The 21,182-nt window shown below is 45.2% G+C and carries 19 protein-coding genes; 15 read left to right on the forward strand and 4 right to left on the reverse strand.

All coding sequences use genetic code 11. From position 1 onward, the window contains the following. Positions 1 to 448: 448 nt before the first annotated feature. The 8 genes from CIB36_RS04145 to CIB36_RS04180 all read left to right on the forward strand — a co-directional run bounded on the left by CIB36_RS04145 (position 449) and on the right by CIB36_RS04180 (position 9,639). Positions 449 to 1,297: a helix-turn-helix domain-containing protein gene (locus tag CIB36_RS04145; RefSeq protein ID WP_093988324.1), complete on the forward strand. Its 849-nt coding sequence runs from the start codon at positions 449 to 451 to the stop codon at positions 1,295 to 1,297. 423 nt (positions 1,298 to 1,720) lie between these two features. Continuing rightward, on the forward strand, positions 1,721 to 3,049 hold the full coding sequence (locus CIB36_RS04150; RefSeq protein ID WP_093988325.1) for an ABC transporter substrate-binding protein: 1,329 nt from the start codon (positions 1,721 to 1,723) through the stop codon (positions 3,047 to 3,049). A gap of 480 nt (positions 3,050 to 3,529) precedes the next feature. Next, positions 3,530 to 4,846, forward strand: coding sequence for an ABC transporter substrate-binding protein (locus CIB36_RS04155; protein ID WP_093988326.1), 1,317 nt, complete (start codon positions 3,530 to 3,532; stop codon positions 4,844 to 4,846). A gap of 617 nt (positions 4,847 to 5,463) precedes the next feature. Continuing rightward, positions 5,464 to 6,789 (forward strand): ABC transporter substrate-binding protein, encoded by a 1,326-nt coding sequence (locus CIB36_RS04160; protein WP_093988327.1) that lies wholly within the window; start codon positions 5,464 to 5,466, stop codon positions 6,787 to 6,789. A gap of 148 nt (positions 6,790 to 6,937) precedes the next feature. After that, positions 6,938 to 7,831, forward strand: coding sequence for a carbohydrate ABC transporter permease (locus tag CIB36_RS04165; protein ID WP_093988328.1), 894 nt, complete (start codon positions 6,938 to 6,940; stop codon positions 7,829 to 7,831). 16 nt (positions 7,832 to 7,847) lie between these two features. Next, positions 7,848 to 8,687, forward strand: a complete 840-nt coding sequence (locus tag CIB36_RS04170) for a carbohydrate ABC transporter permease (protein WP_093988329.1) — start codon at positions 7,848 to 7,850, stop codon at positions 8,685 to 8,687. Between the two features lie 36 nt (positions 8,688 to 8,723). Further along, on the forward strand, positions 8,724 to 9,173 hold the full coding sequence (gene rpiB, locus CIB36_RS04175; protein ID WP_093988330.1) for a ribose 5-phosphate isomerase B: 450 nt from the start codon (positions 8,724 to 8,726) through the stop codon (positions 9,171 to 9,173). 37 nt (positions 9,174 to 9,210) lie between these two features. Further along, complete coding sequence (locus CIB36_RS04180; protein ID WP_093988331.1) at positions 9,211 to 9,639, forward strand: PPC domain-containing DNA-binding protein; 429 nt, start codon at positions 9,211 to 9,213, stop codon at positions 9,637 to 9,639. Between the two features lie 160 nt (positions 9,640 to 9,799). Here the strand turns inward: CIB36_RS04180 and CIB36_RS04185 are convergent, their stop codons facing one another. Then, entirely contained in the window at positions 9,800 to 10,849 is a 1,050-nt protein-coding gene (locus tag CIB36_RS04185) for a LacI family DNA-binding transcriptional regulator (protein WP_093988332.1), read from the reverse strand. A gap of 213 nt (positions 10,850 to 11,062) precedes the next feature. Between CIB36_RS04185 and CIB36_RS04190 the strand changes: the two genes are divergently transcribed. Genes CIB36_RS04190 through fabG form a run of 6 tightly spaced genes read left to right on the forward strand, consistent with a single transcriptional unit; the run spans position 11,063 to position 16,699 of the window. Then, the gene (locus CIB36_RS04190; RefSeq protein ID WP_093988333.1) at positions 11,063 to 11,491 is read left to right on the forward strand and encodes a PPC domain-containing DNA-binding protein; all 429 of its coding nucleotides are present in this window, start codon (positions 11,063 to 11,065) and stop codon (positions 11,489 to 11,491) included. 36 nt (positions 11,492 to 11,527) lie between these two features. Then, a complete protein-coding gene (locus CIB36_RS04195; protein WP_093988334.1) occupies positions 11,528 to 12,316 on the forward strand; it encodes a sugar phosphate isomerase/epimerase family protein in 789 nt (262 codons plus the stop codon). A gap of 39 nt (positions 12,317 to 12,355) precedes the next feature. Then, positions 12,356 to 13,291 (forward strand): BKACE family enzyme, encoded by a 936-nt coding sequence (locus CIB36_RS04200; protein WP_093988335.1) that lies wholly within the window; start codon positions 12,356 to 12,358, stop codon positions 13,289 to 13,291. Between the two features lie 19 nt (positions 13,292 to 13,310). After that, complete coding sequence (locus tag CIB36_RS04205; RefSeq protein ID WP_093988336.1) at positions 13,311 to 14,504, forward strand: thiolase family protein; 1,194 nt, start codon at positions 13,311 to 13,313, stop codon at positions 14,502 to 14,504. A gap of 15 nt (positions 14,505 to 14,519) precedes the next feature. Beyond that, complete coding sequence (locus tag CIB36_RS04210; RefSeq protein ID WP_093988337.1) at positions 14,520 to 15,950, forward strand: four-carbon acid sugar kinase family protein; 1,431 nt, start codon at positions 14,520 to 14,522, stop codon at positions 15,948 to 15,950. Positions 15,951 to 15,970: 20 nt separating this feature from the next. Continuing rightward, the gene (fabG, locus tag CIB36_RS04215) at positions 15,971 to 16,699 is read left to right on the forward strand and encodes a 3-oxoacyl-ACP reductase FabG (protein ID WP_093988338.1); all 729 of its coding nucleotides are present in this window, start codon (positions 15,971 to 15,973) and stop codon (positions 16,697 to 16,699) included. Positions 16,700 to 16,793: 94 nt separating this feature from the next. On the opposite strand, the gene CIB36_RS04220 is transcribed toward fabG, so the two are convergent. Next, positions 16,794 to 17,558 (reverse strand): MerR family transcriptional regulator, encoded by a 765-nt coding sequence (locus CIB36_RS04220; RefSeq protein ID WP_093988339.1) that lies wholly within the window; start codon positions 17,556 to 17,558, stop codon positions 16,794 to 16,796. Between the two features lie 142 nt (positions 17,559 to 17,700). Here CIB36_RS04220 and CIB36_RS04225 point away from each other — a divergent pair, with 142 nt between their 5' ends. Continuing rightward, on the forward strand, positions 17,701 to 19,764 hold the full coding sequence (locus tag CIB36_RS04225; protein ID WP_229408184.1) for a beta-galactosidase: 2,064 nt from the start codon (positions 17,701 to 17,703) through the stop codon (positions 19,762 to 19,764). 758 nt (positions 19,765 to 20,522) lie between these two features. Here the strand turns inward: CIB36_RS04225 and CIB36_RS04230 are convergent. Continuing rightward, a complete protein-coding gene (locus tag CIB36_RS04230; protein WP_093988341.1) occupies positions 20,523 to 20,726 on the reverse strand; it encodes a helix-turn-helix domain-containing protein in 204 nt (67 codons plus the stop codon). After that, the gene (locus tag CIB36_RS04235; RefSeq protein ID WP_093988342.1) at positions 20,716 to 21,162 is read right to left on the reverse strand and encodes an RNA polymerase sigma factor; all 447 of its coding nucleotides are present in this window, start codon (positions 21,160 to 21,162) and stop codon (positions 20,716 to 20,718) included. Before CIB36_RS04235 ends, CIB36_RS04230 begins: the two co-directional genes overlap by 11 nt. Between the last annotated feature and the right edge of the window lie 20 nt (positions 21,163 to 21,182).

Below are 21,182 nucleotides of genomic sequence, written 5' to 3' on the forward strand. Positions count from 1 at the left end.
CTTTTTATTTTTTCAATATCAAAAAAACGGGCTTTTTTAGGCTAAAATCCTAGTATGATCTGAGAATTTGGCAAAACTTGCACTTGACAAATATTTATTAGTTTTGTATAATTCGGATATATAAATACTTTGTTTTTTGGTATTATGACGATTTTTTGACGATCAATTTGTAAAATTATGAACGATTTTAAAGATAAAGCTTAGACATAAAAGGAGGGGTATCCAAAACGGGATGCAGAACGGCCGAAAGAGAATTTAAACTTTTTCTTTCGTCTTGCATGATACGGGAAACGCCTTGCTTAAGGCGTTTTTTTAATCCTTTTTTCCATTTTTGCCAAGAAAGAAAAAGTTTGCTTTTTCATTCATCTTGTGGTTTATAAAAGAGGAAAGAATCATAGTTCTCAAAATTTGCACTCTGCGCTGCAAAATAATAAAAGGAGAGAGATGCGTGCAAAAAGCAGTAGAAAGTAATTCTCATACCAAGCGGTTTGGACAGATACATACACAACCATATAGTTTTTTAGTGACGCAGCTGGTAAGCAGCCCGAAGCACTGGCAGGCCGAGATTGAAGGGGTATATATTGAAAGCGGTTGGCTGGATATTTCCGTGCAGGATCAGACCTACCATCTAAAGGCTGGGAATTTTATGTTTATCCCAGAAGGGGTGATCCATTCCTATTTGAAAAAAGCTGACGATGGTGTTGTACATGTTTTAAAATTTTTGCAGGAGCATGTAATAAAGCATACCTTTGCAAATGATACCAAAACGGCGATTTCCAGAATGTACAAAAATTATTTTATTGCAGAATCATTGCCTGCGATGGGGGAGATCGTGCACCAGATCCAAGAGGCTGATTTTGGAGACTACAACGAGTGTTATCTTTGCTGCAAGCTGACAGAGCTGACTTCCTATTTCCTGCGTTATCCTTCTTTGATCGTTATGGAAAAAAGCAGGGGGAATGAGGACACCTCAAACAGCTTGCGTTCTACCTTTGATTTTATCCATGAACATATTCGTGATGGCATTACGTTGGAGGCTCTTGCAAATCATTTGGGATTCAGCGTATGCTACTGTTCCCGCTACATTAAGAAGAAAACGGGGATGACGTTTGTAGAGTATGTCAATGCTTCTAGAATTTCTGAAGCAGAAACACTTTTGCTGGAAACGAATGATAATATTACAGAGATCGCTTATGCAACGGGATTTTCCAGTGTACAGACCTTTAATCGTGTTTTTAAACAGATCCGTAATATTAATCCAACAGAGTACCGGAAAAAGCGTAAAGGGAAAAAATAAAAGGGCAAAAGGAAAGCGTGATCACGCTTTCCTTTTTTTTATTCTAAACGCTTTTTTGGTAATAACAATATCTTTATGTCAAATTTTAATAAATATAAGACAAAATATAGGTAGATATTTGAAAATTTTTGTTTATAATGAAACATATAGTAAACGTTTTCAGAAATTACTGTGAAAATTGACCAACAGGATGCACCAAGTAAAAACGAAAAGATGGTGAATAAAACTCGTTTTGAACAGTGCCTTTCTTTTTACCATCAAAATAGCAAAACGCCCAAAAATTATAGATAATAATTGACATTGTTATCTATTATGACATTTTGGACTGCTGTTAGGGGAAGCGTCAGGAAAGAGCGCAAGAAAAAACACCAATTTCAGAAATCGTTTATCATGAGTATCGAACAACTATAAGGAGGCAAAAACATGAAAAAGAAGATCCTTGCATCAGTTTTGTGTCTGGCTATGATGGCTTCTCTGGCCGCGTGCGGAGAAAATAAAGACACGGATACTTCCGGCGGCAGCAGCTCTGCGTCAGGCGGCGGCGAAGAAGTTACCATTCGCTGGGCATGGTGGGGCGATACCTCCCGTCATGAAAAGTATAATCAGATCGCAGACTTGTTTGAGGAAAAAAATCCTGGCATTAAAGTGGCGCGTGAACCGAACTCATGGAATGACTACTGGGATAAATTATCTGTACAGGTCGCAGGCGGAAACGCACCGGATATGATGGGGATGCACACGCAGTATGTTTCTGACTATGCGGGCAGAGACGCATTATTAGACCTCCAGCCGTTTGTCGATGACGGAACGATCAAGGTAGATAATATTGAACAGAGCGTACTGGACACCGGTGTGATGAATGATGTATTCTGCATGGTGCCGATGGGCGTTACAACAAGTTCTTTGATCACGAATAAAACATTGCTGGATGAATATGGGATTGAATATCCAGCTTACAATGAAGACTGGACATGGGATGAATTTGCAGCCGCAGGTCAAAAGTTCAACGACGCGACCAATGGGGAACTTTGGTTTACGAACGATTGGGCGACCGGTGAAACAAACGTGATCCGTTACTGGGAGCGTACCAAGGGTGGGGAAGCTTTCACTGAGGACGGCGACATCGCTTGGAATGAAGAAACAGTTGTAGAATGGCTGACCATGTGGAAAGACCTGCGCGATAAAGGGATCATTCCAGATGCGGCTACCTCTACCGAAGACGGCACCTTAGCATTGGAACAGAAGATCTTCACGACCCGGAAGTGTGCAATGCATAGAGTACCGGCAAACCAGTTGTACTTGTATCAGGAACAGATGCCGGATGACGAAATTGTATTGCTGCGGCTGCCAATTGGAAACGACGGCGGTCAGGGCGTTATTTTGGAAGGCGCACACTGGTCCATCTCTCCGAAGAGCTCTCATCAGAAAGAGGCTGCGATGTTGATCGACTTCTGGACCAATGATGAAAGTGCAGTAGATATTTACAGAATGGACCAAGGTGTTCCGATCAATAATGCGTTGGTTGAGGATCTTGTTCCGAAACTGGATGAATCTGATTCACAGTATATTCAGTTCGTTCAGGCATATATGGAAGTAGCAACTGCGTATATCCCTGCCCCGAAAGGCGCAAGTGAGATCGATACAGAAGTGAAAGCCGCGGGTGAAGCGGTAGCCTTTGGTGAAAAGACTCCGGAACAGGCTGCAAAAGACTGGACAGAAAAAGCAAAAGAGATTGTTGCAGCAAATAAATAGGAAACACTTGGTGTATACTCAGGTATCTTTCATGGATACCTGAGTATTTTTGTGCAAAAATAATAAGTAGAAAGAAAAAATTAGGTATTTTTTATCATTGACAGCAAAAAATGATATGGAAAATGTTCTTTTAAGGACAAAAAATAATTAGAATGGGACAAAAATTAAGTAGAATCAAAACTAATTCTGTATATAATAGGATGCATAGTAAACGATTTCTTGAAAATTTATGAAATCCTGATCCTATTTTTATCCATTATCCATGAAAAATGGAGTTGTAAAGATTCTGTTTTGAAATGGTATTATTTTTTCCCCTTCAATAGGCAAGATGCCTAAAATTCTTTCGAAGATCGACAGGATAATAGATATTCTGTTTTTGGGAAGGATAGTAGGGTGTGGATTTAGAACAGTATTGGATCTGTTATGATCTTTTAAGAAAACGTTTACGCATTGGTACTTAAAATTCAAGGAGGCAAAAATATGAAAAAGAAGATTCTTGCATCGGCGTTATGTCTGGCAATGATGGCTTCGCTGGCATCATGCGGCGGCGACAAAGACGTGGATACCTCTAACAAGAGCGGCGACGCATCGACCGGCGACGTAACCATCCGTTGGTCATGGTGGGGTGATACTACCCGTCATGAAAAGTACAATCAGATCGCAGATAAGTTTGAAGAAAAAAATCCTGGGATCAAAGTGGAACGGGAACCAAACTCTTGGGCTGATTACTGGGATAAATTATCTGTACAGGTAGCAGGCGGAAATGCACCGGATATGATGGGGCAGCATTTACAGTTTGCCGCTGACTATTCTACTCGTGGCGCTTTACAAGATCTTCAGCCGTTCGTTGACGATGGAACGATTGACGTTTCTAAAGTAGAACAGAGTGTTCTGGATACTGGAAAGATGAACGATGTATTCTGCATGGTTCCAATGGCAGTTACAACACAATCTTTGATCGCAAATAAAACCTTGTTAGATCAATACGGTGTTGACTATCCTGCATATAATGAGGATTGGACATGGGATGAATTTGCCGCTGAAGGGGAAAAATTTGTAAAAGCAACCAATGGCGAAATTTGGTTTACCGGTGACTGGTCTACGGCTTCTATGAACATCGTCCGTTACTGGAGCCGTATGAATGGGCAGGAAGCCTATACAGAAGATGGTAAACGTGGATTTGAAGAAGAAACTTTGGCAGAATGGCTGACTATGTGGAAAGACCTGCGCGACAAAGGTGTTATTCCGGATGCGGCCACTACCACAGAAGATAAATCCAATGCTTTGGAACAGAACCTTTTCTCTACTCACAAATCGGCGATAGCTAGTGTGCCGGCTAACCAATTGTATCTTTACGCAGAACAGGCTCCGGACGAAGAAGTGATTCTACTGCGCCAGCCGATCAGCAATGACAAGAAACAAGGGGTCTTTGTAGAAGGAGCTCACTGGGCAGTTTCTTCTAAGAGTGCACATCAGAAAGAAGCAGCGATGCTGATCAACTTCTGGACTAATGACGCAGATGCTGTTAATATTTATCAGATGGACCAAGGTGTTCCAATCAATAATGAACTTGCAAGCCAGATATCTGAGAACCTAAGTGAATCCGATAAAAAATGTATTGAATTTGTACAGGCTTATATGGAAGTAGCCAGCGGATATACCACACCGCCGGCCGGAGCTACTGAATTGGATACTGAATTGCAAAACTATGGTTCCGCGGTAGGATTCGGTGAAAAAACACCGGAAGAGGCAGCAAAAGAGTTTGTTGCAAAAGTTGATGAAGTATTAAATAAATAAAATTAAGATCAACGAGTAAAATACAGCAAGGTTACAAAAACCTTGCTGTATTTTTATGGAAATTGCTTTCTTTGTTTAAAATGCACAATATATTTAAAAACCGAATTTTTAGAAAAAGAAAGGGAAAAAATAATAACCGATTTCCTGAACCGGTATTTTAATTGCTGTTTTGCAATTTCTATAGTTTTTTACGAAACTTTTTTCATAAATTAACGAAAATTGATTTGTGAATTAAAAATAAAAAAGTCAAATTCTGATAATTATATGACAATAATTGAGTAGAAAAGACGTCAAAATTGACTATAATTAAATACATAGTAAACGTTTTCTGAACTTCATTGTTAAATTCGTTTATTTGCAACACTCAGAAGAAACGGGATCGGGGAACAAAATCATTTCGTTTTGGAGGGTGCTTTATTTTTACTTCACAAATAGCAAATTGCCCAAAAAAGTTTTTTTGAAAATCAGAATATAGGATATTTATTCTATGGCTAATTTGACGGTATTTTCTTTGAAGTAAAAATAAAACAGTGGGGTGAAGGTGAAATGAGTTTTATATTTAAAACTCAAGAAAACGTTTACATAATGGTATCGAACAAATTCAAGGAGGCAAAAACATGAAAAAGAAGATTCTTGCATCGGCACTGTGTCTGGTAATGATGGCTTCGCTGGCATCCTGCGGAGGCGACAAAGACGCAGATACCTCTAACAAGAGCGGCGACGCATCGACCGGCGACGTAAGCATCCGCTGGTCATGGTGGGGCGACACAAAACGGCATGAGCTGTATAACTCTATTGCAGACAAGTTTGAAGAAAAAAATCCTGGGATTAAAGTGGAACGGGAACCGAACTCCTGGAACGACTACTGGGATAAGCTTTCTGTACAGGTAGCGGGCGGAAATGCGCCGGATATGATGGGTATGCATGTTCAGTATTCTTCCGATTATGCTGGAAGAGGCGCGCTGTTAGACCTTCAGCCGTTCGTTGACGATGGGACGATTGATGTTTCCAAAGTAGAACAGAGCGTATTAGACACCGGTAAAATGGACGGTGTATTCTGTATGGTCCCTATGGCTGTTACCACAGCTTCCCTGATCACTAACAAAACCTTGTTAGATGAATATGGGATTGAATATCCGGCTTATAATGAAGACTGGACATGGGATGAATTTGCTGCTGCTGGTAAGAAGTTTAAAGATGCTACGAATGGGGAGATCTGGTTCAGCAATGACTGGGCGACCGGCTCTACCAACAACATTCGTTACTGGGCACGGATCAAAGGGGAAGAAGCATTTACTCCGGAAGGTGACATCGCTTGGAGCGAAGGGACAGTTGCAGAATGGCTGACCATGTGGAAAGAGCTCCGCGATGAAGGGATCATTCCAGATGCGGCTACTTCTAACGAAGATGGCACCTTAGCCTTGGAACAGAAGATCTTTACGACCCGGAAATGTGCAATGCACAACGTACCGGCAAACCAGCTGTACTTATATCAGGAACAAATGCCGGATGATGAAATCATTCTGCTGCGCCAGCCGATCGGCAATGATGGCTCTCAGGGTGCGATCATTGAAGGCGCACACTGGTCTATCTCTCCGAAGAGCTCTCATCAGAAAGAAGCAGCGATGCTGATCAACTTCTGGACCAATGATGAAGATGCAGTCAATATCTACAAAATGGACCAGGGTGTTCCGATCAACAACGAATTGGCAAGCAAGATCACTGCTGATCTGAGTGAATCTGATACAAAATGTATTGAGTTTGTACAGTCTTACATGGAAGTTGCATCTGCTTATACACCTGCACCAATTGGCGCCAGCGAGATCGACACTGAAGTGAAAAACTTTGGTCAGGCGGTAGGCTTTGGTGAAATGACTCCGGAGCAGGCTGCGAAAGACCTGACTGCAAAGGCAAAAGAGATCACAGAAAAGAACAAAAAATAAGTTGATTTTTTTCGTAAAGCGTTAATCGGATGAGAAAGGGCGGAAGAGGACGTTCAGGATCGTTGTTTGAGATACGGAACTAACTCTGCCGCCTTTTTGAATCGAATTTCTGTAGTGATACGGGAATGAAAAATTTATTAGTAAGGGAATGAATGTTGTGAAATTAAGCAGAAAAGCGCGATCTGGTATTGCCGGCTATTTGTTTTTAACACCGTGGCTGCTGGGTCTACTGGCGTTTACAGCGATCCCTATGATCGCATCACTGTATTTCTCTTTCACTGACTATGATATGCTGACCGACCCGGTATGGTCTGGAATCAATAACTATAAGGCGTTGTTTGCAGATCCCAAATTCCGTTCCAGCTTAGTCGTTACATTTAAGTTCGTATTTATCAGTGTTCCGCTCCAGTTGGCGTTTGCGTTGTTTATCGCAGTTATCCTGAAACAGGACCGCCGCGGTGCGAAGATCTACCGCGCAATTTATTACCTGCCATCTTTGTTTGGCGGTAGTGTTGCAGTTGCAATTCTTTGGAAAGAGTTGTTTAATAAAGAAGGGGTATTCAATCAGATTTTGGGTGTTTTCGGGATCGAAGGAATTAACTGGATCGCTACCCCAAGTACTGCGCTGAATACGCTGATTGTTTTAGCGGTCTGGCAGTTTGGCGCTTCGATGGTAATTTTCTTATCCTCTTTAAAACAGATTCCGCAGGATTATTATGAAGCGGCTACGATCGACGGGGCAAGTAAGCCAAAACAGTTTTTCAGCATTACCTTGCCATTGTTGACCCCGATGGTATTCTTCAACGTTGTTATGCAGATCATCAATGCATTCCAGTCCTTTACCTCTGCGTATATCGTCAGCGGCGGTACTGGTGGACCGATGGATTCCACATTGTTCTATTCTTTGTATTTGTATACCAAAGGGTTCCGTCAGTTCTCCATGGGTTATGCTTCTGCTATGGCATGGATCCTGCTGCTCATCATTGGCGTTGTCACCGCCCTCCTCTTTGCATCTGCAAAGAAATGGGTCTACTACGATTAATAGGAGGTAAGAAATTATGGCGAAAAGAAGATTTAAAACCTTTTGCGTGCACTTTTTCATTATCCTCTTTGGTTTAATTATGTTATACCCATTGCTGTGGATGTTAAGTGCGTCTTTTAAAACATCGACTGAAATATTCCAGGGGACAAACTTCTTCCCGGAAGCTCCAACCTTTGACAGCTATGTACAGGGCTGGGAAGGGATCATGGGGATCCCGTTCTGGCAGTTTTTTGCCAATTCTTTTACGATCGTTCTCTTTGTTATGCTTGGAAATATCATCAGCTGCCTGCCAACTGCATATGCTTTTAGTAAACTGAAATTCCCGTTGAGGAGCTTGTGGTTTACGATCATGATGGGTACTTTGATGCTTCCGATGCACGTTAAATTGATCCCGACTTATATCGTGTTCAACAATCTAGGATGGGTCAATACATTCCTGCCAATGATCGTACCGAGCTTCTTTGCAACACAAGGGTTCTTCATTTTCTTGATGACCCAATATATGAGAGGGCTGCCGAAAGAGCTTGACGAGGCGGCGACCGTAGATGGATGCGGCCCGTTCCGCAGCTTTATCCAGATCACGGTTCCATTGTCTGTTCCGGCAATTGTTACCACAGCGATTTTCTCTTTCCTGTGGACTTGGAACGATTTCTTCACCCAGAACATCTACCTGACAGAAACCAAAAAATATACGGTGTCTATGGCGCTTCGCCAGTTTACCGATGCGATGGGGAACAGCTCTTGGGGGGCTTTGTTCGCAATGTCTGTATTATCCCTGATCCCGTTGTTCTTAATGTTCGTTCTGTTCCAGAGCTATCTGGTGGACGGCATTACAGCAGGAAGCGTAAAGGGTTAATAATAAAATACTTTGAAAAGAAAGGAGGGGTTATTGATGAAGCTTGCGATTGGAAGTGACCATGCCGGGTTTGAGTTAAAACAAAAACTGCTCAAAGAGATCGAAGCAGACGGACATGATATTACTGACTTTGGAAGCTATAACCCCGATCCAGTAGATTTTCCAGATATTGCAAAGCAGGTTTGTACGGCGATCCTCAAAGGGGAAGCCAAACGCGGGATCATGTTCTGTGGAACGGGTGTCGGCGCGGCGATCGCCTGCAACAAAACCCCGGGGATAAGAGCGGCAGTATGTCATGATTTGTACTCTGCACATCAATGTGTAGAGCATGACGACGTACAGGTATTATGCCTGGGCGGACAAATTATTGGACATTCCGCTGCAATTGAAATCATCCGCTTGTTCTTGTCAGCTACTTTTTCCAACGGGGAAGAGTTTGCCCGCCGTGTGGAAAAACTGGCAAAGATGGAACGCGGGGAATTGTAATCATTTTTATTAAACAAACTAGAAAGAGGTCTATTACATGAATTCATTTGTTTCTAACAAGTGGGGACGCCTTGTCGTGATCCATCTTGGAAAAGGGGAAAAACTTCTGGAGAGCATTCAAGCCGAAGTTGACCGTCTGGGAATCCGCAATGGCGTAGTGCTGTCTGCGATCGGTTCTATGCGGAAAGCCAGCTTACATATCATCATGAATACAGAAGATAACTCTGAAAATAAATATATCACAGTAGAAAAACCAATCGAATTAGGCGGTGTGCAAGGGGTCATCCTTGATGGAGAACCACACCTGCATATTATCTGCGCCGACCCGGAACGTCCTTACATTGGGCATTTGGAAAATGGCACAGAAGTGCAGTACCTTGCTGAAATCTCGATCGCAGAAATTTTAGATCTGGATGTGACCCGTAAATTAGATGAGTTTGGGATCAGCTATATTACAGAAAAATAATTCTGTTACAGCCGCTTAAAAATTCGCTTCACAATGTTCATTGATCAAGTCTTGACCTTTCAAAGCAAGGGATACATACCTTGCTTTGAAAGGAATTTATCCTCGAAAATAGTTGGACGGTATTAAGTAAACGTTTTCTTAGGCAGATAAAAAAGCCACATTACCATGTGGCTTTCTGCGAAAGATTGTCCGTTGGAATACTAACTGCATTTCCAGCCACCATAGTGGGCGGGAAAATAAAGGTCCGGTTTTCCATATTTGGGTTTTCGATCCGTTGCAGTATAGCTTCTCCGGCGCACCGCCCAATTTCATACGGATGGAACTGTGCGGTCGAAGGGCGTGTGCTCATCAATTCCAGGTTATCGATTCCGTCGTAGGAAACGATCGACAGATCTTCCGGTGCATTGATATTCTTTTCTTTCATGCACTTTAAGGCGCCGACCGACATCATGTTGTTTAAAGCAATGATCGCAGTTGGTTTTTCTTCCATGGAGCCAATTTGCTCTACTGCTTCATAACCGGATTTGAGGGTGAAATTCCCCTCAAATTGGAATGGATACTGATCGTCGACAACGATCCCGTATTCTTTCATCGCGGAAATGAAGCCCTGCATACGCTCGAAGGCGTTATTCAGGTTTTTAGGACCTTTGATCACAAAGATCTTTCGGTGTCCTAATTGAAGGAGCTGCTTGGTCAAAAGGTAACTGCCTTGAAAGTTATCTGTGTCAATGATGTCGCCGATGAAATTCGGGATCTTTAATTTACGGTTGATCAGGATCATGGGCATATTTAAAGACGCTATGTAGTCGTTATTTTCTGCGGTGCTGTTAAGCAGCAGCCCGTCGATATTTTTACTTTGTAGCAGCTGCAAGTAGGTCAATTCCCGTTCTTTGCTGCCTTTGGTGCTGCAAACGATCATATTATATCCTTCTACGCTGATCACATCTTCTACCGCTTTTGCCAGGGTGATGTGGTAGCTGTTGGAAATATCCGATACAACAAATCCGATCGTCTTGGTAGAACGGGTCTTTAAACTGCGTGCAACACTATTCGGATAATATTGCAATTCTTTGATTGCTGCGTTGACCCTGTCTGCGATTTCGGGACTTACATAGTAATTCCCGTTTAGGACACGGGAAACCGTTGCAATAGAAACATTAGCAAATTTCGCTACATCTTTTACCGTTACACGGTCACGACTTGGATTCACGGGTGAACACGTTCCTTTCTTTCAAAAGCAGAGAAAGCTGCAAGTTCTCCTTCTTTCTTGTCATTATAACAGTTTTTCATTAGATTGCAACCTATTCCGAAAAAAGTGCAAGATAGGTGAAAAAAAAGTCAAATTTTGAGAAGAAAGCTTCCGAAGAATGACAAAGAAAAGGTGATTCAAACGGAGATATTCGTTTTAAAGGAGGAATAAAAGATGAGAATCTATGAGTCAGAAGGCATTGGAAGAGTCTTTATCCTGCATCTGAAAAAAGGGGATGGAGTACTGGAGGGGATCCGCGAGGTCATTTCAAAATACCAGCTTCAAAATGCGGTAGTGGTTTCGGGGATCGGTTCACTGCGCCAGCTTCACTACCACTTCATCAGTTCTTTGGCAGATGTGGCAGAAGATCAGTTCGATATGGCGAAAAAACCGATCGAAATGGGGGCTGTCCAAGGCCTAATCATTGAAGGGGTACCGCATCTCCATGTTACTGCCTCCGATCCGGACCGTGCTTATATTGGGCATTTGGAACCGGAAAGTGAAGTGCAGTATTTGGCAGAGATCTGTATCATGGAGCTTAAGGGTGCGGACCTGACCAGACGGAAAGATGAATTTGGCGTTTCTTATATTGATAAAAAATAAACTGGGCATTGAAAAAACAAGAGAGGAAGAACCAACATGCAGATCGGTTGTGCAACAAGAGATGAACATGCAATAGGCCTTGTAAAATCCGTTGGGTACGATTATCTGGAATTTTCCGGAAAAGGGCTTGTGGCCATGACAGAAGAAGAGTACCAGGAGCTGAAAAAGGATCTATCCCGCACAGGGCTGCGCTGTGAATGCCTGACCGCTTATTGCCCGCCGGAGATCATTATTGCAGGTCCGGGATTTGACCCGGAAAATGCGGCAGATTATGCAAAACAGGTTGCCAAACGCGCGCAGGAATTGAGCGTCTGCAATGTTTCAGTCGGCTCTCCTTTTTCCAGAAACCTGCCCGAAGGGTTTGACAGGAAGCTTGCTAAGGAACAGGCCTGCCGTTTTTTTGAGGAAACAGCAAGGGTGTTTGCTCCATATGGGATCACCGTTTGTGTGGAGCCTTTAGGCAGATGCTTTTGCAATTTTATCAACGACCTTTCAGAGGCAGAAGAGATCATTGTCCGTGTAGGCGCCAAAAATCTTGGCATGGTGGTTGACTTTTATAACATGGAGCAAAATGGGGACGCAGACCAGGATCTGGGAAAATATCTTTCGGTGATTTTACATGCTCATATCTCAGACGACGCTGGGGACCCGTATAAGCGGGACTTTATGCGGCCTGAGAAAAAAGAGATCCATCAAAATCGCGTTCGCCGGTTTTATGAAGCCGGATACGCCGGGAGGATCTCGGTAGAGATCGATGAACCGGTGATCCGGGAAAAAGCCTCGTCGTCTTTGGCTATGCTGTGCGGAGCCAGCATAAGCCTGTAAGTATACCAAAATACATAAATTTATCAGGAGGGAAAGAACATGGCAAAACAACAGAAAAAAGTAGTTATTTCAGCGGCAATCACAGGTGGTGTGCATACTCCTACTATGTCACCGTATCTTCCGAAAACCCCGGATGACATCATCCAGAATGCGGTAGATGCTTACAAAGCAGGGGCTGCTATCGTCCATCTGCATGCAAGAAAGGAAAACGGGGAACCAACCGCGGATTACGATACCTTTGAGTATATCCTTTCCAGCATCAAAAAACAATGCCCGGTCATCATTGGGATCACTACCGGCGGCGCGCAGGGGATGACTACCCAGGAGCGGTTTGCGGTAATCGAACGCTTTAAACCGGAAATGGCTTCTGCTAACGGAGGAAGCATGAACTTCTGCTTCAGCAAGCTGGCGGAAACCATGGACAAACCAGAATATGAATGGGAAAAGCCGTTCATTGAAAGAACCTATGACAACGTGTTTAAAAACACCTTTAAGGACATTGAATACTGCATCACGACTATGAACAAATGCGGGACCCTGCCGGAATACGAAATCTTTGATTACGGCCAGTTGAGCAACCTTGCCTACTTCAAGAAAAAAGGCCTGATCACACAGCCGATCTACCTGCAGTTTGTACCGGGGATCATGGGCGGTATGCCGATCAGCTGGGAAGGCATCATGTTTATGATCGACCAGGCGAAAAAGATTTTGGGCAATGACATCCAATACTGCTGCGTTGGCGCAGGCAGAAGAATTTTCCGGATCGGCGCATTCTGTGCGATCAACGGCGGTAACGTCCGCGTCGGGATGGAAGACAGCTTGTATCTGAAACCAAACGGGACCTTGGCACAGAGCAATGCACAGCAGGTCCAGAAGATCAAGGGCATCGTAGAATCCATGGACTACGAAATTGCCAATGTAGAAGAAGCCAGAGAAATGCTCCACCTGAAAGGTTTGGACAAAGTAGACTTTTAATTGACCGGGAGGAATCAAAATGTTTGAAAATGCAGTAATTGTATCGGCTGCCCGTACTGCGGTAGGCGGTTTTGGCGGGAGCCTGAAAACAAAGAGTACAGTCGACCTTGGGACGATCGCCGTACAGGAAGCGATCAAACGTGCCGGGATCGACGCAAAAGAGGTTGACGAAGCGGTGATCGGCTGCGTTGGGCAGTATGGTGTAAACGCGTTTTTAGCCCGTTTGGTTGCCGTGAAAGCCGGCTGCGATATCGCAAGTTCCGGACAGACGGTAAACCGTCTGTGCGCTTCCGGTTTGCAGGCAATCGTAACCGCGGCAATGACCGTTGACCATGGCGACGCGGACGTCTGCGTTGCGGGCGGCGCGGAAAGCATGAGCAATTTCCCGTTCAGCAGTAGCGGGGCAAGATGGGGGATCCGGATGGGGGATTCTGTTTTAAAGGACGATTTGACCACCGCGCTGTGCGAACCGTTTACCGGAACCTCTACCCACATTGCGATCACAGCGGAAAACATCGCTGCAAAATACGGCATTACCCGGGAAGAAGCGGACGCTTACGCTTTAGAGGGGCAGCAAAAAGCACGCCGCGCGATTGACGCCGGGGAATTTGAGGAAGAGATCGTTCCGGTTGAGATTAAAACCAAAAAAGACACCTTTGTTTTTAAAACTGACGAACACCCAAGAGAAACCAGCATGGAAAAACTGGCGAAGCTCCGTCCGATCGTAAAGGCAGACGGAATTGTGACTGCGGGGAACGCATCCGGCATTAACGATGCGGCGGCCGCCGTGGTCGTTATGAGCGAAGCCAAGGCAAAGGAACTGGGCTGCAAGCCGCTGGTGAAGATTGTTGATTATGCCGTTGCCGGCGTTGACCCGAGCTACATGGGCATGGGACCGGTTGCTTCCACCCAAAAGCTGATGGAAAAGGTGAAAGACAAAGGGATCACCTTAGATCAGATCGGAATGGTAGAGCTCAACGAGGCGTTTGCCCCGCAGGCGATCGCCTGCATCCGGGAACTGGGCTTGAATCCGGACATCGTAAACGTCAACGGAAGCGGCATCTCTTTGGGTCACCCGATCGGCGCGACCGGCGCAGTGATCTCTGTGAAGCTGATTCATCAGATGAAGCGCAAAAACATCCGTTACGGTCTGGCTACCCTCTGCATCGGCGGCGGCCAGGGCATGAGCGTATTGTTTGAGAATATGCAGTAACCGGAGGATCGAAATATGAACGAAACAATTCGGTCAAAAAAGGAGTTATTTGATTCTATCCCGCCGTTTTCCGGCGGGGTGGAGGAAGCCCTTGCCGAAGCAAGACAGGGCTTTGACCGCAAAATCGTGGTTTTAGACGACGACCCTACCGGGATTCAGACAGTGCATGATGTTTCCGTTTATACGGATTGGGAGCCGGAAAGTCTATTGCAGGCTTTTGAGGAAGAGACCTCCATGTTTTTTATCCTGACAAACTCCAGAGGCTTTACCCAGTCGGAAACGATTGCCATGCATACCCAGATCGCGGAAAATATCTTGTGGGCGGCAAAAAAGACCGGGAAAAAATTTGTGGTGATTAGCCGCGGGGATTCTACCCTGCGCGGCCATTATCCGCTGGAACCCCAGGTACTGCGGAAAGTGATCGAAAGCGATTCTGAAATCTGTTATGACGGGGAAATCTTGATGCCTTTCTTTGCGGAGGGCGGTCGTTTTACAGCAGGGGATGTCCACTATGTCGCATATGGCGACGAATTAGTCCCGGCTGGGCAGACAGAATTTGCAAAGGATAAGACCTTTGGCTATACCGCTTCCAACCTGAAAGAATACATCGAAGAAAAAAGCGGGGGGAAAACCTCCAGCAAAGATGTGGTTTCTGTTAGCTTGGAGGAGCTTCGCCGGTGCGATGTTGCCGGCATCCGCAAAAAGCTTTGCGGCCTGTCAAACTGCACTAAGGTGATCGTTAACGCGATCTGCTATGACGATGTAAAGGTGTTTGCCGCCGCTTTAATGCTGGCAATCAAAGACGGGAAGGAGTTCTTGTTCCGCACTGCCGCCGCACTGCCTAAAATTTTAGGCAATGTCAGCGACCAGCCGCTTTTAGAACGCGGCCAGCTGGTAGACGCGGGCAATCCGAACGGCGGGATTATCGTAGTGGGCTCTCACGTCAGCAAAACGACCAAACAGCTTGAAATGCTGCATCAGGCTTCTGGGATCGAGTTTATCGAAATGAACCAGCATTTAGTCGTTGACGAAGAGAAATTTGAAGCAGAGAAACAGCGCGTCAACGAGGAGGTACAGCGAGTGCTGACCTCTGGAAAGACAGCCGCTGTTTACACCCGCAGGGACCGCTTTGATTTAAACAATGGAAATAAGGAAGACGAACTGAAAATGGCGGTAAAAATTTCTGACGCTGTTACCGGAGTCGTTTCTTCCTTAAAGGTAAAACCGCGGTTTATCATTGCCAAGGGCGGTATCACCTCCAGCGATGTTGGGGTAAAGGCGTTGCAGGTAAAAAAGGCGCTGGTTTTAGGGCAGATTTTGCCGGGCATCCCGGTTTGGAAAACTGGGGACGAAAGCAAATTCCCGGGTACCTCGTATGTGATCTTCCCGGGAAATGTTGGTGATGACGACGCACTGCTGCGCGCAGTGGAAAAAATGCAGGCATAAATTAAAGGAGGAGCAAATCAATGAGAATGGACGGAAAGGTTGCAGTTGTGACAGGAGCTGCACAGGGAATCGGCGCTGCGATCGCAAAACGCTTGGCGGACGACGGCGCAAAGGTTGTTTTACTGGATATGAATGCTGAAAAGCTGGAGGTTGCGGCAAACGCTGCCGGGAACGACGCATATTGGAAGGTTTGCAATGTTGCAGACGTTGCGGCTGTCAACGAAGTGTTCGGCGATATTATTGAAAAAGAGGGAAAGGTTGACATTTTGGTTAATAACGCAGGGATCACCCGCGACGCTATGTTCCACAAAATGGAAGAAGCGCAGTGGGACGCTGTGATTGACGTAAACCTGAAAGGGATCTTTAATTGCTGTAAAGCGGTCGTTCCGGGAATGCGTGAAAGAAAATACGGTAAAATCGTTAACCTGGCTTCTGTTTCTGCGTTCGGAAATATTGGCCAGACCAACTACGGTGCTTCTAAAGGCGGCGTGATCGGCTTTACTAAATGCTTGGCCAAAGAAGTGGCGCGGTATAACTGCACCGTCAACTGCATAGCTCCAAGCTATGTCAACACAGAGATGCTGCAGGCTGTGCCGGAAAATGTTATGCAGAAATTCCTGGCGGCTATCCCGATGAACCGTCTGGGCGAACCGGAAGAATTGGCTGCGGTTGCCGCATTCCTTTCTTCTGATGATTCCAGCTTTGTAACCGGTGAATGCATTGTAGTTTCCGGCGGTTCTTACATGTAAGCACAAACTTTCTGATTCCTCCCCGGTATCAGAAAAACAAGAAAGGGACGATGTTGAAATAAAATCAACATCGTCCCTTTCTTGTTTCGCTTGGTTATTCTGCGCAGTACAGGTTGATTGCGTCGCAGAAAAACTGTGCGCAGCCCGGCGAGAGCTGTTCATAATAATTTTTAAAACGCTCGTCCGACAGGTACATTTGGGCGATTCCCTGATGGGCTTTTTTGGTATAGGTTCCATCTTTCCAGAACATGCAAAGCCATCTGCGGTGCAGGTCACAGGCTTTTTGCGCGGTTTCTCCGGCGGGATCCCCCTGCTGAAGAGCCTCTTTCAAAAGGGCTTCATATTGGGTGCGCAGGGCTTCGGCTGTTTCCCACTGTGATTTGTCCATGCCTTGAAATTTTTGATTGCTGGCGTCAATAGCCGGGTCTCCGTACCTTTCGCGGAGTTCTTTGCCGTAGGCGGCTTCATTTTGTTCGATCCTTTGTTTCTGGAATCCTTGAAATTTTTCGTGATCGCTCATATCGGTTTCTCCTTTCCATGTGCTGATCGTTTTGGTGACATTTTGGATCAGCAGTTCGATTTTTTGTTTTTTCTGCAAGAGTGCTTTTAAGTGGCTGGAGAGAGCTTTTTCCTTGTCATAATCCGGGGCGTACAGGATCTGCTGAATGTCCTTTAGCGCAATCCCCAATTCCCGGTAAAATAAAATTTGCTGAAGCAGGTCGACCTCACTTGGTTCGTAGACCCGGTAGCTGTTGGAAGAATTCCGTGCCGGGCAGAGCAAGCCGATTTGGTCATAGTATCGAAGGGTACGGACTGTGACCCCGGAAAGCTGGGCCAGTTGATGGATGGTATATTCCACTTTTTATCACCTCACAAGAATGATTATAAAGGATAACGTAGCGTCAATGTCAAGCTGTTTTTTAAAATTTTTCCGGGAGATAAATTCGGTAAAATCCATTGCGTTCACTGATAGAAATGTTTATAATAGGGTTAGGCTGTAGATGATAGAAATCATCTATCAAAGGAAGGAGATCAACATCATGGTATTAGAAAAATTTCCGCACTTGCTGCATGGCGGTGACTATAATCCGGATCAGTGGCTGAAATATCCGGACATTTTGGAAAAAGACATTGAACTGATGAAAAAGGCAAAGATCAACTGCGTATCTTTGGCGATCTTTGCGTGGGCTACCCTGGAACCGGAAGAAGGGGTGTATCGTCTGGAATGGCTGAAGAAGATCGTGGACCGGCTTTATCAGGAGGGGATCTACACGGTTTTGGCAACCCCGTCCGGCGCGATGCCGCGGTGGCTGACCGAAAAATATCCGGAAGTGATGATGGTCAGTGCGGAGCGGGTCCGCAATCTGCCGGGCGGCCGTCACAATTTCTGCCCCACCTCCCCGGTCATGCGCCAGAAGATTCAGGCGTTGGACGCGTTGATCGCACAGGAACTTGGAAATCATCCCGGGGTGATTTTATGGCATATTTCCAATGAATTGGGCGGCAACGGGACCCACGGGGAATGCCACTGCCCGCTGTGCCAGCAGGCGTTCCGGGAATGGCTGAAAGCGAAATACAAGACGTTAGACGCGCTCAACCACGCTTGGTGGGCAGATTTCTGGAGCCACACTTACACGTCTTGGGAACAGATCGAAAGCCCTGCCCCGCACGGCGAGATGGGGATCCACGGGTTAAACTTAGACTGGAAGCGCTTCTGCAACGAGCAGATGATGGACTTTACCAAAGAAGAGATCAAAACCGTAAAGCAGTACAGCAATGATCTGCCGGCAACTGTGAATATGATGACCTTCTTTAAAGACCTGGATTACTTTAAGTTTGCCGGTCTTGTTGACGTCATTTCCTGGGACAGCTATCCGAACTGGCATGCGGAAGAGACAGAGCTAAAAGCCGCGACAGAAACCGCTTTTATGCACGACCTGATGCGAAGCCTGAAAAAAGCGCCGTTTTTATTGATGGAAAGTACCCCGTCTATCACAAACTGGAAACCGGTCAATACCCAAAAGCGGCCGGGAATGCATAAGCTTGCTTCTTTGCAGGCTGTCGCGCACGGCTCCAACAGTGTGCAGTATTTCCAGATCCGCAAAGGCCGCGGTTCCTTTGAAAAATTCCACGGCGCTGTTATCAGCCACCAGAATACGGAAAATATGCGTTCCTTCCGGGAAGTGACCGAACTTGGGGCATGCTTGGAGCAGATCTCTGACCGTGTTTATCCTACCCTAAACAAAGCAGATGTTGCGATTGTGTTTGACTGGGAAAACTGGTGGGCTGTAGAAGACGCGAAAGGCCCGATCGTTCCGCTTGATTATGCGGGAACTGTGATGATGCATTACCGTCCGTTCTGGAAAATGGGAGTTACCACTGATATTATTGACATGGACTGCGATCTGTCCGAATATAAGATCGTGGTTGCGCCGATGACTTACATGATGAAAGCCGGATTTGCAGAACAGGTGCGCCGGTTTGTAGAAAAAGGCGGTGTATTTGTTACCACCTACTGGAGCGGAATGGTGGATGAAACCGATCTGTGCTTTATGGGAGGATTCCCGGGGCTGATCACAGATGTGATGGGGCTGGAAGAGGAAGAAATCGACGCCATAGGCCCGCACCGGAAAAACACTGTTTCTTACGGTGGAAATTCTTACAGCGTCGGCGCGTTGCGTGACGTGATCCACACGACGACCGCCAAAACGCTCGCGGAATATGAAGCGGACTACTATAAAGGAAGCCCTGCGGTTACTGTAAACGCCTTTGGAAAAGGAAAGGCTTATTACATCTGCTCAGAAAACGAAGACGCCTTCTTTGACGCGTTTTATCGTGACCTTGTAAAAGAGGAAGCAGTTGCCGCCAACTGGCCGGATGAGTTACCGGAAGGGGTAACTGTCAGCAAACGTGTTGGCAAGGAATCTTTATTGTTTATTCAAAACTTTAACGAGGCGGAAATCTCTATGGATTTAGCGAAGGAATACCGCACCGTGGCTGGAGAAACGGTTTCCGGCACGTTGTTCCTAAAACCGTTTGACTGTGTGATCTTAATAGAAAAATAAAAGAGGGAGGGGCCGTTAGTTTTACGCTGATAAGGAAGTATTCACAACAACTTATCACTAACGCTGACAGACAGGGTGCAAACAGAAACAGAGGGCTAATCACTTTCAATAGTGGTTGGCTCTCTGCTTTTCTATCTTCACTTTGTTACGCAATAGAACGTCATTTTTGAGGGTAGAAGTATAAAATATCATTTAAGCGTTTTACATGTTCTGCAAGCCGCATAAATCAAGCGCTTTTTCCCTTCTACTGCGTAACAAACCTGTGGTAATTATCCGATAAAGCATAGACCACATATCTCGGTTTTCCCGTTGTTGGATTTTCCGACATCGGAAAATCCAACGCAATTAAATAAAGATATACTAACTAAAGAAAAACCAAATACAGATTTAATCAAATACCTATTCCTTTCCTATCCTTTCCCTAATCCCTCTCCTTTGGGGCAAGGTATAGCGGCAGAGCCGCCGGAACGGAAAAGAATGGAACAGAAGCGACAATACAAAATATCGTTTGCCATGTTACGCAGTAGAACGCCATTTTTAAGGGTGGAAAACCTTTACCCTTGCCCCTATCGTCGCTGTAACGCGCTTAAATCAAGCGAGAAACGCACCCTATCGCATAACATTCCATACTGGATTGAGAGCGCAATCGGATAGACCGCTTGCGCTCTCTTGGTTGTCCAACAGCAAAGACGGAAACAGTCGTCAAGGACGCTTGCGCAAAGTTTATCCTTGACGACTGTTTTTGGCTTTGCTATCTGTTACCTGTCAAATCGGAATTGCAAGATAGCTTTGATAAGCTGTGCTTTTAAGCGGTCTTGAATATCGTCGTTGATATGTCCACGATAGGTAGACAAATATTTTATACACCCCTCGTAGTGCCGCAATACTGCGGCTATCGCTTCCGGCTCTCCGGCAACAGCTTTTTCAATGATTTCAAAGGGTATCAGCTTCTTATTCCTCATGTTTTGTTTCCTCCAGTTCTTTTCTTAACTGTTTCAATGCCGCCAACTTCCAATAGTTTACTGTGCTTCTGCTCCGTCCGTACTCATTCCCGATTTTTCTTTCGCTGTAACCGAGGAAGAAATTCATCAGCAGAACAGTACGCCTTTGTTCTGACAGATTAGCTAATGCGTCGGCTAACCGTCTACTTGTAACGACAACTTCTTTTCCTTGCACGACAAAAACAGTCGGCTTCTCATAAACATACTGCTCAAAGTAGTTGTCGGTTGCAAATGGTTCAAAAGACGTTTCTGACATCAGATAGTCAAGCGACACTTCATGCTTCTGTTTTCGTCCCAAATCGCGGTACGCGTTGATTGCCGCGTTACGGAGAACGACTTTACAGAACGCGGCAAAGGCATATTCGATATGCTCCATAAATTGTTCGGAATACCTCATTTTCTCATCACCCCCCCTTT

Source organism: Massiliimalia timonensis (genome assembly GCF_900186585.1).
In the GTDB taxonomy this organism is placed as follows: Bacteria; Bacillota; Clostridia; order Oscillospirales; family Ruminococcaceae; genus Massiliimalia; species Massiliimalia timonensis.

Bases quoted from the DNA above. Each gene is read 5' to 3' on its own strand.
- CIB36_RS04150 (WP_093988325.1), top strand. From the start codon at position 1,721: ATGAAAAAGAAGATCCTTGCATCAGTTTTGTGTCTGGCTATGATGGCT.
- CIB36_RS04155 (WP_093988326.1), top strand. From the start codon at position 3,530: ATGAAAAAGAAGATTCTTGCATCGGCGTTATGTCTGGCAATGATGGCT.
- CIB36_RS04160 (WP_093988327.1), top strand. From the start codon at position 5,464: ATGAAAAAGAAGATTCTTGCATCGGCACTGTGTCTGGTAATGATGGCT.
- CIB36_RS04165 (WP_093988328.1), top strand. From the start codon at position 6,938: ATGAATGTTGTGAAATTAAGCAGAAAAGCGCGATCTGGTATTGCCGGC.
- CIB36_RS04170 (WP_093988329.1), top strand. From the start codon at position 7,848: ATGGCGAAAAGAAGATTTAAAACCTTTTGCGTGCACTTTTTCATTATC.
- rpiB (WP_093988330.1), top strand. From the start codon at position 8,724: ATGAAGCTTGCGATTGGAAGTGACCATGCCGGGTTTGAGTTAAAACAA.
- CIB36_RS04180 (WP_093988331.1), top strand. From the start codon at position 9,211: ATGAATTCATTTGTTTCTAACAAGTGGGGACGCCTTGTCGTGATCCAT.
- CIB36_RS04190 (WP_093988333.1), top strand. From the start codon at position 11,063: ATGAGAATCTATGAGTCAGAAGGCATTGGAAGAGTCTTTATCCTGCAT.
- CIB36_RS04195 (WP_093988334.1), top strand. From the start codon at position 11,528: ATGCAGATCGGTTGTGCAACAAGAGATGAACATGCAATAGGCCTTGTA.
- CIB36_RS04200 (WP_093988335.1), top strand. From the start codon at position 12,356: ATGGCAAAACAACAGAAAAAAGTAGTTATTTCAGCGGCAATCACAGGT.
- CIB36_RS04205 (WP_093988336.1), top strand. From the start codon at position 13,311: ATGTTTGAAAATGCAGTAATTGTATCGGCTGCCCGTACTGCGGTAGGC.
- CIB36_RS04210 (WP_093988337.1), top strand. From the start codon at position 14,520: ATGAACGAAACAATTCGGTCAAAAAAGGAGTTATTTGATTCTATCCCG.
- fabG (WP_093988338.1), top strand. From the start codon at position 15,971: ATGAGAATGGACGGAAAGGTTGCAGTTGTGACAGGAGCTGCACAGGGA.
- CIB36_RS04225 (WP_229408184.1), top strand. From the start codon at position 17,701: ATGATAGAAATCATCTATCAAAGGAAGGAGATCAACATCATGGTATTA.
- CIB36_RS04230 (WP_093988341.1), bottom strand. From the start codon at position 20,726: ATGAGGAATAAGAAGCTGATACCCTTTGAAATCATTGAAAAAGCTGTT.
- CIB36_RS04235 (WP_093988342.1), bottom strand. From the start codon at position 21,162: ATGAGGTATTCCGAACAATTTATGGAGCATATCGAATATGCCTTTGCC.